Source organism: Bacillus sp. BS3(2021) (assembly GCF_021043345.1).
GTDB classification, from domain to species: domain Bacteria; phylum Bacillota; class Bacilli; order Bacillales; family Bacillaceae; genus Bacillus; species Bacillus paralicheniformis.
In genome coordinates, this window is the sequence record NZ_JAJNDM010000003.1 from 196,574 (window position 1) to 209,224 (window position 12,651).

At 45.6% G+C, this 12,651-nt stretch carries 15 protein-coding genes and 1 pseudogene; 3 read left to right on the forward strand and 13 right to left on the reverse strand.

The window, feature by feature from the left end:
• Positions 1–207: 207 nt before the first annotated feature.
• Together LQ247_RS08640 and LQ247_RS08645 are read right to left on the reverse strand one after the other, a co-directional pair.
• Positions 208–492, reverse strand: a complete 285-nt coding sequence (locus tag LQ247_RS08640) for an RNA polymerase alpha subunit C-terminal domain-containing protein (protein ID WP_101561247.1) — start codon at positions 490–492, stop codon at positions 208–210.
• A 370-nt stretch (positions 493–862) separates the two neighbouring features.
• Positions 863–1,219, reverse strand: coding sequence for a winged helix-turn-helix transcriptional regulator (locus tag LQ247_RS08645; RefSeq protein WP_026579274.1), 357 nt, complete (start codon positions 1,217–1,219; stop codon positions 863–865).
• 261 nt (positions 1,220–1,480) lie between these two features.
• On the opposite strand from LQ247_RS08645, the pseudogene LQ247_RS08650 reads away from it, so the two are divergent.
• Positions 1,481–1,992: pseudogene (locus tag LQ247_RS08650) on the forward strand (NAD(P)H-dependent oxidoreductase).
• Between the two features lie 109 nt (positions 1,993–2,101).
• On the opposite strand, the gene holA reads toward LQ247_RS08650, so the two are convergent.
• On the reverse strand, positions 2,102–3,127 hold the full coding sequence (holA, locus tag LQ247_RS08655; protein WP_023855252.1) for a DNA polymerase III subunit delta: 1,026 nt from the start codon (positions 3,125–3,127) through the stop codon (positions 2,102–2,104).
• A 229-nt stretch (positions 3,128–3,356) separates the two neighbouring features.
• Between holA and LQ247_RS08660 the strand changes: the two genes are divergently transcribed.
• Positions 3,357–3,488 (forward strand): YqzM family protein, encoded by a 132-nt coding sequence (locus LQ247_RS08660; RefSeq protein WP_003183686.1) that lies wholly within the window; start codon positions 3,357–3,359, stop codon positions 3,486–3,488.
• Between the two features lie 24 nt (positions 3,489–3,512).
• Here the strand turns inward: LQ247_RS08660 and LQ247_RS08665 are convergent, their stop codons facing one another.
• The 3 genes from LQ247_RS08665 to LQ247_RS08675 all read right to left on the reverse strand — a co-directional run bounded on the left by LQ247_RS08665 (position 3,513) and on the right by LQ247_RS08675 (position 7,172).
• Complete coding sequence (locus LQ247_RS08665; protein WP_231005889.1) at positions 3,513–5,900, reverse strand: DNA internalization-related competence protein ComEC/Rec2; 2,388 nt, start codon at positions 5,898–5,900, stop codon at positions 3,513–3,515.
• Between the two features lie 4 nt (positions 5,901–5,904).
• Positions 5,905–6,474 carry a ComE operon protein 2 gene (locus LQ247_RS08670; protein ID WP_020452273.1) on the reverse strand — a complete coding sequence of 190 codons (570 nt, stop codon included), beginning with the start codon at positions 6,472–6,474 and terminating at the stop codon, positions 5,905–5,907.
• A gap of 68 nt (positions 6,475–6,542) precedes the next feature.
• Complete coding sequence (locus LQ247_RS08675; protein WP_096748238.1) at positions 6,543–7,172, reverse strand: helix-hairpin-helix domain-containing protein; 630 nt, start codon at positions 7,170–7,172, stop codon at positions 6,543–6,545.
• Between the two features lie 82 nt (positions 7,173–7,254).
• Between LQ247_RS08675 and comER the strand changes: the two genes are divergently transcribed.
• Positions 7,255–8,076, forward strand: a complete 822-nt coding sequence (comER, locus tag LQ247_RS08680; RefSeq protein ID WP_231005890.1) for a late competence protein ComER — start codon at positions 7,255–7,257, stop codon at positions 8,074–8,076.
• A 70-nt stretch (positions 8,077–8,146) separates the two neighbouring features.
• On the opposite strand, the gene LQ247_RS08685 is transcribed toward comER, so the two are convergent.
• From LQ247_RS08685 to yqeH, 7 genes are read right to left on the reverse strand one after another with little or no spacing between them, the layout of a single operon-like run.
• Complete coding sequence (locus LQ247_RS08685; RefSeq protein ID WP_231005891.1) at positions 8,147–8,902, reverse strand: class I SAM-dependent DNA methyltransferase; 756 nt, start codon at positions 8,900–8,902, stop codon at positions 8,147–8,149.
• Positions 8,899–9,255 (reverse strand): ribosome silencing factor, encoded by a 357-nt coding sequence (gene rsfS, locus LQ247_RS08690; protein ID WP_023855256.1) that lies wholly within the window; start codon positions 9,253–9,255, stop codon positions 8,899–8,901. Before rsfS ends, LQ247_RS08685 begins: the two co-directional genes overlap by 4 nt.
• A gap of 13 nt (positions 9,256–9,268) precedes the next feature.
• Positions 9,269–9,832, reverse strand: a complete 564-nt coding sequence (gene yqeK / locus LQ247_RS08695; RefSeq protein WP_026579268.1) for a bis(5'-nucleosyl)-tetraphosphatase (symmetrical) YqeK — start codon at positions 9,830–9,832, stop codon at positions 9,269–9,271.
• Positions 9,822–10,391, reverse strand: coding sequence for a nicotinate-nucleotide adenylyltransferase (locus LQ247_RS08700; protein ID WP_025811125.1), 570 nt, complete (start codon positions 10,389–10,391; stop codon positions 9,822–9,824). Before LQ247_RS08700 ends, yqeK begins: the two co-directional genes overlap by 11 nt.
• Positions 10,392–10,409: 18 nt before the next feature.
• The gene (yhbY, locus tag LQ247_RS08705; protein ID WP_003183704.1) at positions 10,410–10,700 is read right to left on the reverse strand and encodes a ribosome assembly RNA-binding protein YhbY; all 291 of its coding nucleotides are present in this window, start codon (positions 10,698–10,700) and stop codon (positions 10,410–10,412) included.
• Positions 10,694–11,530 carry a shikimate dehydrogenase gene (aroE, locus tag LQ247_RS08710; RefSeq protein WP_020452280.1) on the reverse strand — a complete coding sequence of 279 codons (837 nt, stop codon included), beginning with the start codon at positions 11,528–11,530 and terminating at the stop codon, positions 10,694–10,696. Before aroE ends, yhbY begins: the two co-directional genes overlap by 7 nt.
• 19 nt (positions 11,531–11,549) lie before the next feature.
• Complete coding sequence (gene yqeH, locus LQ247_RS08715; RefSeq protein WP_025811124.1) at positions 11,550–12,650, reverse strand: ribosome biogenesis GTPase YqeH; 1,101 nt, start codon at positions 12,648–12,650, stop codon at positions 11,550–11,552.
• Between the last annotated feature and the right edge of the window lies 1 nt (position 12,651).

A 12,651-nucleotide genomic window follows, 5' to 3' on the forward strand; every position in this document is an offset into this window, starting at 1 on the left:
CGAAATATTCGCGGATTGAGTAAACTGGACATGAAATGAAATAGCGTATAAGACTTATCAGGGGGGAGAGCTTCCCTTCCACCTGTCAGCTATGTTCAGTCGCACGACGCTATTTTTTGTGCTAAATATTGTTGATTTTTATACAAAATGAGGGAACTTCCAAAAAGGAAATTCCCTTGCTATGTACAAGTTTAATTATTCCGGTGTTTAACTTTTAAATGATAATCCATTTTCCTTCAAAACAACCCGCAATTTAGGTAAAGACGCTGGTCCCATACCGTGAAATTTCAAAATCTCTTTTTCGCTGTATTTTGACAGATCCTGCAAAGAAGTTATTCCATTGTGTTCCAAAGCTCGTCTGGCTGGCGCAGAGAGCAATGAAAGAAATCCGTTGTCAGGTTTGCGCTGTTGCTCACAAATCGGGCAAACAGGACAATCACTGCTTTTATCATACTGGTGTCCTTTGCTGCAAGACCTTAAATTCTTTGTCATTTCATTTCTCCTTTTCCGCACATTTTCAATGTTTCCGATTTTATCTTTTCTTTTTTGCAATCGTGCCCCTTTGCTATGTTTGGCATCTGATGTTCATATTCAGGATATACCGAAACTCGTTAAACTATCTTCTGGAAAAAGAAAGGCTGCGAAATCGTCGGTTTCAGAAATCGAAGCTCCAACTGGTTCCTGGATCGTCATAGCGGTTTAGTAAGGATGGTTTTACTTATAACCTGTGAGTAACTGGAGCAGGCATCAAAGCGAAAAACGAAAGAAAGGGAAGCGTCCCAAAAACAATGATCCGAGCTGAAGCGAAAAATAGACACAAATCATGAAAGTCCCCATTGATGCAAAGACTTTTAGGCCAAACTCATTCCTCTTCATCACTCAATTGCTTCACAAAGTCGAGATGTTTATATCCCCAGCTGCACATATCGGTCAACACCGGCGCCAACGTTTTTCCGTGCCCAGTTAAGCTATATTCGACCTTCGGAGGGATTTCCTGATAAACTTGCCGTTTGACGAGACCATCATGTTCGAGCTCCCGAAGCTGGTTGGTCAGCATCCCCTGTGTAACTCCAGGGAGCATCCGTCTTAGTTCTCCGAAGCGTTTGGTGCCTTCATGAAGTAATACGAACAGGATCAGCGGCTTCCATTTTCCTCCTATGGCCGCCAAAGTTATGATGATACCTTCCGTCGTCTTCATTTCCCGTACTTTTGACTTCATCTTTGTCAACTCCCGATTCGGTATTCGTGATATCAGTTACGTTACCATATCATTCTGATTCGCGGTAGTACTCTTATTTTACATACATAGTACGGTTTACCGGACTACCATAAACAAGTTCTTTCACCGCAATAGTACGGTTTAAAGGTCTATGTACGAAAAAAAAGCGTACTTTGCAATGCCAAAAATATTCGTAATAATTGGGACGAAGAAAGGTTCAAGAAAAACAACAAACGGTAGAGGAAGATGTTTATGAAAATAATGGTAATTGCAGCACATCCAAATTTGAGGGAGTCCAAATGGAACAAGGCACTAATGAACGAATTGAAAAATCATCCTGATATCTTTATTCGTGATCTGTATCAGGAGTATCAAAATTGGAGTATCGATGTTGAAAAAGAACAGCAATTATTACTTGAATATGACCGGATCGTTCTTCAGTTCCCATTTTATTGGTTCAGCTGTCCGCCTCTTTTGAAAAAATGGTTTGATGATGTCTGACATACGGCTGGGCGCACGGCCCCGGAGGCGAAAACTTGAAAGGCAAAGAATTCATGATTGCTACGACAACAGGCGGAGCGGAAGAAGAATATCGCGTTGGGGGCCGCAATATGTTCACTGTAGAAGAGTATTTACGGCCGATTGAGGGTACTATTATCCGATGTCATGGCACGTTTCTTCCGGCTTTTACATCCCACAATCCTCATGACAATATCCTCAAAAACGAAGCGAAGCGATATGCAAAGCATGTTTTATCACCTAAGGAAGGATGAAGCTTGCCGATTATGAGGGGAAACGGAAAAAGAAATAAGAACAACTGAAAAGGCTGTCGAGAAAATCTCGACAGCCTAACGGCTCTCTTAAAATTAGAGAGCCGTTTTTTCAATCGGACTGCAAAAGCTTGAGCAAAAACAGCTCAAGCAGGAGCTGCTTGTCTTTTTTGCCTGTCTTCATTTCATAATCCATAACGGCGAGATGCTCGATGATGCTTTTCAGCTCTTCTTCAGAAAACAGCCTCGCCTGGTCGATCGCGAGCTTCACCCTGAACGGGTGAACTTTGAGGTTTGAGGCGATTTGCTTTTGCCCGTACCCCTGCTGCGAAAAGTATTTCGTCTGCATCAAAAGCCTGAACTGGTTTGCGATCAGCGCCATCATTTTGATCGGTTCTTCATTTTGCTTTAACAGATCATAGAAAATCTGCAGCGCTTCTGTACGCTTCCGGTTCACAACCTTGTTGATCAATTCAAAAATATTCTGCTCGAGACCTCTGGCAACGAGCTTTTTGACGTCCTCAAGTGTGATCGAATCCCGATCACCAATATATGTACTAAGCTTTTTCACCTCTTGGGCAATGGCCGACAGGCTGGCATTACACAGGATGACAAGCTCCTCCGCCGCTTCTCGTTCTATGAGCTTCCCCTCTGATTTTGCAAGCCCAGTGATAAAATCAGCCGTTTCCCGGCCGTTCAGTTCTTTTGCTTCAACCATATGGGCGTGTTTTTTCAAGAGCTTGGTCAGCTTTTTCCTCTCATCAAGCTTTTCATAAGGAGCGAGCAGCACAAAAACGGAATAAGGCGCCGGCTGCGCAATATAATCCTCCAGGCTCCCGAGGTTATGCTCCGTTTTATCTTTCTTTTTTTCAGCTGTTAAAAAAGACGGGTTTTTCGCAACAACAAGACGCTTATCCCCCATAAACGGAAAAGTTTCAGCATCTTCAACAGCAAGGTCCAATGCCTCTTCTTCCAGATCAAATACGGAAAGGTTGAAATCCTTCGTCTCTTCGTCAACAACGGCTTGTCTGATCCTTTGAACCGTCTCCTGCAGAAGATACGTCTCTTTCCCGTATAAACAATAAACAGGATGAATATCGCCTTTTTTTAAGCTTTTCCAAATATCAAATACCGTCATCTGCACTTTCCCCTCTTTCATCCTTCCTTTCTATCCTAAAGCGTGTTTTGCAATTAGTAAAGAGAGAAGCGGAGTCACCCGCTCTCTCATTTATAATAAACGCCTTCCATAAACCCCCGGGTCAGTTTATAGAAGACGATGTTCATAAATTTTAGAAAACGGTTGCATGAAGCTCCTAGATTTTTGCAAAGAATTGAATTATACTGGATATCAATAGGAGGGGTAAATTGTGAATGAATTTGAAAAAGACGTGCAAAGCAAACGTAACGATCTTGTAGATTCAGGTGTCGGTTTTATCGTGTCTTTTGGCTTTTTCGCTACAATGTTTATTATCGCTACTGTTATACATCTGGCCGCTTAATCAAGCCAAGTCATGGACACCGCTTTACTCTCCGTCAGGCAAGCGGCTTTTTGACGGCTGCTGTTTTTCAGCAGTCTTTTTTTCTTGCGAGGAATGTACTTTATCATATGGGGGATGAAGTAAAAACGTTCCGTTTCCGCCTCGAAATAGGTACTGAATCGAACCGTGCTGATCCGTTCTGAATACTTTCACATGGTGGCGGTTTAAGATATCCAGCACTTCCCCGTGGGGATGGCCGTAGCGGTTGTGCTCTCCCGCCGAAATGATGGCTGCTTTCGGCTCAATTTGCTTAATCAGATCTTCCCCCGTAGAACCTTTGCTTCCATGGTGACCGACTTTCAGAATATCCGCTTTAAGATTCGGATACACTTTCATCATCTCATTTTCACCTTCCTTCTCCAAATCGCCCGTTAACAGCCACGAAAATTCGCCAGCTTTCAGCCACAACACGAGGGAACCGTTGTTTTTGCTGTTTTTGTCCGCCTCTTTCGGTGAAAGAACATAAAATTCAAGATTGCCAATATGAAGGATGTCACCTCTTTTGGCTACATGTACCTTGACGCCTTCTTTCAAGGCAAGGCGAAGCAGCTTTTCATCAGACGGTTCGGCTGCGAAGCCTTTCGGCACGATCAATTGCTTGACTTTATGTTTTTGGATCAGCACTTGAGCTTCACCAATATGATCCTGATCAGCATGAGTCAAAATTAAAGCATCGAGCTTCTTGACTCCTTTGGATGCCAGAAATGGCATTAATACGCTCTCTCCCAGGGAAAAATCCTTTTTCCGCTTTCTCCACTGCTCTTTCCGGAAGGATACGGTTCCTCCCGTATCAATGAAGACGGTGCCATTCTGACCGGGAGCGCTGACATACATGCTGTCACCTTGGCCGATATCAAGCATTGTGACCTCTCCTTCTCCTGCAAACTGAGGAAGACATACGTGAATAGCAAACACAGCGGCAAGGAAGCCGGACGAAATCATGACCGCACGAAACGACATCTCTTTTTCAAGAAACAGCAAAAACAGAAAAATAGCTGCGAAGTAGAAAAACAACAAAATATCCGGCGGTTTAACCGCAGAAAAAACGAAAATATCCGCGGCAGACACCGATTTAACAGCCTGATGGCTCCACACAAGCAGATGGTCCAGCACACAGGCTGCCGCCTCCCCGAGAGGACGAAAACATATGAAAGCCAACAGACTTCCGAAAGACAGCGGCATGATGATAAAAATATAGAGAGGTATGAAAAGCAGATTCATCACTGTGCTGAGAAATGAAAACTCTTGAAAATGGATGAGCAGGATCGGAAGGGAGGCGAGCTGAGCCAAAAATGACCCCAATAGCAGTTGAGAGATTCGGCTTTTCGGCTTGATCAATATTTCTTTTGAAAGAATGAAAACGAAGGATACGGCAAAAGAAAGCTGAAATCCGGCTTGAAATAGCAGATAAGGATGATACAACAGCAGTCCGAGGCAGGCGATGCTGATCACATCGGCGCTTTTGAAGTTCTTATTGGACAGTGATGCCAGCAGATAGATTTCAGACATGAGAACCGCCCTCACTACCGACGGGGCGCCTCCGGTCAAAACTGCCGCAACGGGCAGCCCGAAAACGAGCAGCCATTTGGCGCATTCTCTCGTCAAACCGAAGCGAATAAATACGTGGAACAGAGCGGCCGACAACAGACCGACATGAAGCCCGGAAATCGCTAAAAGGTGAATGATCCCGAGACGCTGATAGCCGTCCAGCACATCTTGTTCAATGAGAAACCGGTCCCCGAAAGTAAGCGCTCTTACAATACCGGCAGCCGGATTAGCCATATTTTCTTCTGTAAAATCAAGGCCCGCTTTTCGGATGTTCAATAGAAATGGCATAAGACCGCCGCCCGGCTTGCAGTTTTCAATGGACTGAACCGCAAATATCCAGTGAATCCCTTTTTGATACAAGGATTCTTTTTGATCAAAAGTTCCAGGAACCGTCTCTTTTTTCGGCGCTCTTAATTCACCTTGCATGACACAGAGGCTTCCCGGCTGAAGAGCGGAGAGCGCCCGTTTTTCTTGCGGAGACCGGATCGTATAGCCCGCTTTCAAAGCTTCCCCCTTATCTGTTTTGGCTGTGAATGAAAGCCGGTCTCCGTCTATTATGGGGATATCCCGAACAGAAGCAAACGTGTGAAATTTGCCTTCATGATAAATCGTTGTATTGAAATGGTCAATCATGTAAAAAGAGGTGAAATATAAAATACAAATCGCTGCACATATGATGAAAAGGAGTATTTGTTTCTTGAAGAAACAGAGGATAAAGAACAGAAAAAAACCGACGGCGAGGAAGAGATAAAGAGAAGAGTGAGCGGAGGCGATTCCGGCTGCCGCTGAAATCGCTCCGCACGGGAAGATGCGATGTCTGTCCATTGGATTACACGTAGCTTGTAAACAGTTTGTTAGCCTCTGCGTGTATTTTCCTGATTTCCTCTTCCTCAAGGCCTTTATCAGCCAGCTGTTTGATCAGATCGGCCACAAACGATAACTTTTCCTGGTTTTTCAAGTCGATAATCATCTCATCGAGCTCTACCTGCTCCACTTTAACAGAAGCCTGATCGAAAAGTTCAACCGCGTAAGGATGGTTTTTGTAATCCTTCGCATAGTATATCGTTTTAATACCTGCCTGAATGATCGATTTACAGCATTGAATGCACGGAAAATGCGTGACATATATTTCAGCGCCTTCGGTCGGAACGCCGAATTTTGCACACTGAAGAATCGCGTTCATCTCGGCGTGAATCGTTCTGATGCAATGCCCGTCCACCATATAGCAGCCTTCATCCGCACAGTGAACACCTCCGGCGATCGATCCGTTGTAGCCTCCTGCGATAATCCGTTTATCCCTGACAATCGTCGCCCCTACAGCAAGCCTTGTACACGTGCTGCGAAGCGCCAGCAAATGGCTTTGCGCCATAAAATATTGATCCCAAGAAATCCGTTCCACTTGTTTTCCCTCCAAAAATACGATGTCGACTTCCCTAAGTTTACATATGTTTATCCGCAAACGTCAATTTACTTTACCGTGATGGAAGATTTTATTCTTTCAAAAGACTTTTCTCCAATTCCCGAAACGTTTGTTATGTCTTCAATCGTCTGAAACATTCCGTTCTCCTCGCGGTATTCGACTACCGCTTCCGCTTTTGAAGGACCGATCCCGGGAATCGTCTGAAGCTCCTCAGAGGAAGCCGTATTGATATTGACGATATCACTTGAGCTGCCGTCTGCTCTTGAGTCCGCTTCCGAAAGAGAGCCAGCGGCCTCTTCCCCTTCAAATGGAATGTAAAGAACCATACCGTCCCGCAAAACGGCTGCCAGATTAATCTGCTTTTGGTCCGCTTTTTTCTCGGTACCGCCTGCTTTTTTCAATGCATCGTGCACCCTGTCTCCCTCCTTCATTTGATAGACGCCCGGATTTTTCACAGCGCCTTTCAAATCGATGATAACCTCCTCTTCCCCCGCGTTTTTTTCCCGCTTCACCTCCTCTTTCTTGTCAAAAGTCTGTGCAGAAGCCTCTTCAGGAATGGAGAAGCCGGATGAAGTTTCACGCTTTCCGCTTAACAGCATGAAGGCAGCGCTGATGATCAAGACGAGTGCCACACCTCCCGCCGCATGCCATTTATATTGTTTTAGCCAATCTGTCAAACTGCTCACCTGCTTTCATACATATTTTGACTGAAGCCTTCATATCGTTTAAAAGATACAGGTTCAAAGGAGGGGAGAACGATTGAATATCGGCTTTATCGGGACAGGAAATATGGGGACCATTTTAATTGAGGCGTTGATTGAATCCAGAGCGGTCATTCCCTCATCTTTAACAATTACTAACCGAACGATCGACAAAGCGTTAAACTTTAAAAAACGATTCCCAGACATTCAGGTTGCAGAACGGCCGGAAGAAGTGATCACGGAAAGTGATGCCGTGTTTATCTGTGTAAAGCCGCTGGATATTTATCCCTTGCTAAAGCGGCTCTCACCCGTCTTCACCCGCGATCAGATTGTGGTCACCATTACGAGTCCGGTGCAGGTCGAACAGCTGGAAGCCATCGTCTCCTGCCAGGCGGCAAGGGTGATCCCGAGCATTACGAACAGAGCGTTGTCTGGCGTGTCATTATTGACTTTCGGAGAAAGCTGCACAGCTGAGGCAAAAGAAAAATTGACGGCTTTAGTGAGCAAGATCTCAATCCCTCTTGAAATCGAAAGCGGGATTACGAGGGTCGCCTCAGACATTGTCAGCTGCGGCCCCGCCTTTGTCAGTTATTTGGTTCAGGAGTTTATTCAGGCCGCTGTAGAAGAAACCTCCGTCTCAAAAGAAGACGCGATTTTAATGACGACAGAAATGCTGGTAGGTTTGGGAAGGCTGCTCGAAACAGGGCATTACACATTGCCCGCCCTGCAGGAAAAGGTGTGCGTTAAAGGCGGTGTAACCGGTGAGGGAATTAAGGCGCTGGAAAGCGGCGTTAAGGATATGTTCCGCCAGATGTTCCGGAACACCCATTTGAAGTATGAAGAAGATATCGCTCTAGTCAAGAAGCAATTTTCCGTTTGATTCATTGTTTCACGAACGCGCTGAGATTTTCAACAAAGGAAAAATACATTATGAAAAACCATCGTTACGATTAAACGATGGTTTTTGTTTTTTTCGCTGTATAAAAATGACGTTCCGACTCTGCGCCAGGCTCCAATTTTGAAAAATCGGCAGTCACACACTGCACCTCAAATCCGGCTTGCCGCAATAAGCTGATATACTTTTCCGTCTGGAAAGTCCGCTGTTCATGCGATTCATCAAACCTTTCGTATACGCCTCCGCTTTCTACGAAGAAGGTCAAATCGTGAACAGCTGAATGAGGCTCATCCCCCGCATAGCTTTGCCAAATGACGCTGACTTCTTCATCCTGATCGGCATACGTACTTCCCGGAAAAATGACATCCATTTTGTAAATGGAATGAACATCAAACAGAAGAAGCCCGCCTTCTTTTAATAGAGAAAAAACGTTTTTAAAAGTATTGAAAACGTCTTTTTCGCTCTTTAGATAATTCAGCGAGTCACAGCAGATCACAACCGCGTCAAACTCTTGCCCATGTCCGGCAAGCTCGCGCATATCCTGCTGAAAGAACTGAATATCGAGCTGCCGAACGGCTGCTTTATACTGAGCCTGTGCAAGCATATCTTCGCTTATATCGATTCCTGTGACAGCGTAGCCTTTTTCAGCCAAGCGGACCGATATTTCACCCGTTCCGCACGCCAGATCAAGTATCCGTATACGTTCTTTCTGCTGTGCACCGATCGTTTTTTCAATCCAGCTGACCCACTCATCGTAAGGAGCGTGATACATCAGCTTGTCATAAATACCGGAAAATCCTTTATAAATCATTCATTAACTCCGAACGAAAGGTCTTCAGTCGGCGCGTCTCCCCACAGCTTTTCAAGGTTGTAATAGCCTCGTTCTTCTTTGTGGAAAACATGGACAACGACATCGCCCAAATCGATCAAAACCCATCTGGCTTCGTCAAAGCCCTCCATTTTCTTCACATTGATTCCATTTTCTTCAGCTTGATCCTTAATTTCCCGGGCAATGGCCTGAACCTGTTTGTCAGAATTCCCGTGGCAAATCAGAAAATAATCAGCCACAAGCGAAATCCCCTGCATATTCAAGGCGATCATATCTTCCGCCCGTTTATCATCGCAGGCCTCTGCGGCAATTTTTAAAATTGAAGCTTGATCCATTCAGTAATTCCTCCTAGTGTCTATCGTTTACTAAAGCATTATATGTGGCGACCGTTTCCGGATAAACGGCCTGATTTTTTGAAATTAAAAATGTCATCGTATTTTTCAACGCCTGGATAAGCGCCAAATCCAAATCTTCTTCAGCGAGAGTCCGAACCTCTTCAACCCCTGGAAAACGGCGGCCCGGCTCGATATAATCCGCTACATAAATCACTTTCTCAAGAAGCGTCATATTCGGCCTCCCAGATGTATGGAATCGAATGGCTGACAGGATGTCTTCATCCGTAATTCCAACCTCTGTTTTGACAAGCGCGGCTCCTGCCGGCGCATGCCAAAGTTCATGATGAAAATCGAGCACTTCAAGCGGCCCGCCCCCGTTGAGGATGATTTGTTTCATTTCCTCTTTCGGGCGAAATTTGGCATAGTCATGAAATATCGCGGCGATTTCGGCTTTTTTCACATCTGCGCCAAACCGTTCGGCAAGTTTGACAGCCGTCTCCATTACGCCGACCGTATGGATGTAGCGCTGTTCTGTCAGCTGTTCTTGCACGCAGGCTAAGGCTTCCTCACGTTTCATATAGATGATTCTCCTTCACATAGACCTTCACTTCGTCAGGGATTAAATAATCTGTCGGCTGCTGATTTTTAATGCGGTCCCTAAGTAAAGATGATGATACTTCAAAAATAGGCACATCGACAAAAACGAGCGGATACGGCGTCTCAATTTGAAAGCCGGGCCGTTTCACCCCGACAAATTGAATCATGTTGACAAGCTTGTCAATGTTTGACCATTTCGGCAGGTATTCCACCATATCCGCGCCGATAATAAAGTAAAACTTATCGTTTGGATATCGGTCTTTCAGCAGGCGAACGGTATCAAATGTATAAGAAGGGCCTTCCCTTTCGAGTTCGATCGTCTCCAATTTAAATTGCTCTTTCCCCGATATGGCGAGCTTCAGCATTTCCGCCCTGTGCATACTTAGCGAAAACGAGTTTTTTTGTTTATGCGGCGGAATTTGGTTGGGCATGAACCAAATTTCATCAAGATCCAGTTTATACAGGACTTCATTTGCCATTAATAAATGCCCGTTGTGCGGAGGATCAAATGTCCCTCCAAAAATCCCGATTTTCCTCATGATTACCACCTTTAAGCGTTAAGGAAGCTCAATTTTTTTATTTTCTTTCGACTCCTTATACAGCACGATAATGTTTCCGATCGTCTGCACCAGTTCGGCGCGTGCTCCGCCCGCCAGCGCTTCGGCTACTTCCTCTTTAGGCTGCTCGCAGTTTTGCAGCACGCTCACCTTGATCAATTCCCTGGCTTCAAGCGCTTCACTGATTTGTTTGACCATGTTTTCGTTGACTCCGCCTTTACCGACTTGAAAAATCGGTGACAGATGATGCGCTTCCCGGCGCAAATATCGTTTTTGTTTTCCTGTTAGCATGATTTTCCTCCTAGTTGCTGCAACACAATTGATTTCATTTTTTCCATATTCGGCTCATGTCCGGTCCACAGCTCAAAAGCAAGGGCTGCCTGGCCGATGAACATGCCGACTCCGTCCAATGTTTTCAAGCCTTTTGCTTCAGCCTCCTGCAGCAGGGCCGTTTTCAGCGGATTGTAGATAATATCGCATACAAGGCACGTTTCTTTCGCATTCGCCAATGAAAGCGGGGCAGCTTCGATGTTCGGGTGCATCCCGACCGACGTCGTTTGAATCACGATATCATATGCTGACAAGTCTGCTTCTGCTTCCTGCAACGACAAAGCACGTGCCTCTCCTTCAAAACGCTTAGTGAATGCTAGTGCCTTTTCAGGTGTACGATTCGCCACGTCCAGCTGCTTCGGCATCTCAGCTGCCAGAGTGGTAAATATCGCCCTCGCCGCACCGCCTGCCCCAATCAACAGTATCGAGAGCTCAGAAAGCGGACGATCAAGGGATGGCTTCAGCGATTTAAGAAATCCTGCTCCATCTGTATTATATCCGACCAGCCCTTCTTTTTCTCTTCTGACAGTGTTGACCGCCCCGAGAGCTTCGGCGCTTTCATCAATACGGTCGAGATGCTTCATGATCGATACTTTATGGGGGACCGTCACATTAAACCCTTGAATGCCAAGGGCCCGCATACCTTTCACAGCATCTTCAAGATCTTCGTTTTCCACGCGAAAAGCGTGATAATGTCCTTCTAAAGAAAGATCCTCCAAAGCCGCATTATGGATGTCCGGAGACATGGAATGAGCCACCGGATTGCCAATCAGTCCGTACATCGGTTTCATAACTCTCTCCCCTTAGCACTTATATTAGAGATCTGCGTAAAAACACGTGAACGCCTTTAGGCGCGTGGGCGACAATTTTTTGGTTCGCCTCTTGGACAGTTACCCAGCCGAGGCCCGAGAACACAACGTCCGTTTTCGGCTCTTTAATCGTAAACGTATGTTTAACAAGCTCCGGAAACGAGTCAAGATCTTCTTTTGCAGGGGGAGCAAGCATTTCCCCAGCGTGTTTTTCATACAGCTGATCCGCGTTTTCAAGCTTTGTTCTGTGGATGTTGAGTTCATTCGGCATATAGCATACAAACGAAGATCTGCCTCCGCTTGCATAATCAAACCGCGACAATCCGCCGAAAAACAGCGTCTGTTCTTCGTTCAGCTGAAAGGTGCGGGGCTTTAGCTCCTTCTTTGGCGTTAATATTTTCAGATCGCGTTTCGCGACATAGTGCGCCATTTGATGATGGTTGATGATCCCCGGCGTATCATACATCGCCGATCCGTCATCCAGAGGAATTTCAATCGCGTCAAGCGTTGTCCCCGGATATTGAGATGTCGTAATAATGTCGCCCTCTCCGGAAACCTCTTTAATAATCCGATTGATAAACGTTGATTTTCCTACGTTCGTACACCCGACGACATATACGTCTTTGCCCTGTCTGTAATATTCGATCGCGTCGATCGCATCTTTCATCCCCTGCCCTCGCCCGGCGCTGACGAGCAGCACATCAACAGGCCTTAAGCCGAGCTCTTTCGCTTCGCGCTTCATCCAGTTTACAAGGCGCTCGCGCTTGACTGATTTAGGGAGAATGTCTGCTTTGTTTCCTATTAATAAGATCGGATTGCCTCCGACAAAGCGGTTTAGGCCGTTGATCCAGCTTCCGTTGAAATCAAAGATGTCGACGATTTTCACGATAAGCGAATCCGTTTCCCCGATGCCGTGCAGGATTTTCAAAAAGTCATCGTCCGTCAGTGAAACATCCTGAATTTCGTTATAATTTTTCAATCTGAAGCAGCGCTGGCAGATGACATTATCTTTTAACAGCGATGCTTCAGGCGCGTAGCCCAGTTTATTTTTATCTTCGGTTTGAATGGCGACTCCGCATCCGATACAAACTACCTTTTCCATT

Coding starts and splice junctions, on each gene's coding strand:
- holA (WP_023855252.1), bottom strand. CDS start 3,127: ATGACGGTATTTGATATTTGGAAAAGCTTAAAAAAAGGCGATATTCAT.
- LQ247_RS08645 (WP_026579274.1), bottom strand. CDS start 1,219: ATGAAGTCAAAAGTACGGGAAATGAAGACGACGGAAGGTATCATCATA.
- yhbY (WP_003183704.1), bottom strand. CDS start 10,700: ATGCTAACAGGAAAACAAAAACGATATTTGCGCCGGGAAGCGCATCAT.
- LQ247_RS08640 (WP_101561247.1), bottom strand. CDS start 492: ATGACAAAGAATTTAAGGTCTTGCAGCAAAGGACACCAGTATGATAAA.
- aroE (WP_020452280.1), bottom strand. CDS start 11,530: ATGAAACCGATGTACGGACTGATTGGCAATCCGGTGGCTCATTCCATG.
- LQ247_RS08665 (WP_231005889.1), bottom strand. CDS start 5,900: ATGGACAGACATCGCATCTTCCCGTGCGGAGCGATTTCAGCGGCAGCC.
- yqeH (WP_025811124.1), bottom strand. CDS start 12,650: ATGGAAAAGGTAGTTTGTATCGGATGCGGAGTCGCCATTCAAACCGAA.
- rsfS (WP_023855256.1), bottom strand. CDS start 9,255: ATGGATCAAGCTTCAATTTTAAAAATTGCCGCAGAGGCCTGCGATGAT.
- LQ247_RS08685 (WP_231005891.1), bottom strand. CDS start 8,902: ATGATTTATAAAGGATTTTCCGGTATTTATGACAAGCTGATGTATCAC.
- yqeK (WP_026579268.1), bottom strand. CDS start 9,832: ATGAAACGTGAGGAAGCCTTAGCCTGCGTGCAAGAACAGCTGACAGAA.
- LQ247_RS08700 (WP_025811125.1), bottom strand. CDS start 10,391: ATGAGGAAAATCGGGATTTTTGGAGGGACATTTGATCCTCCGCACAAC.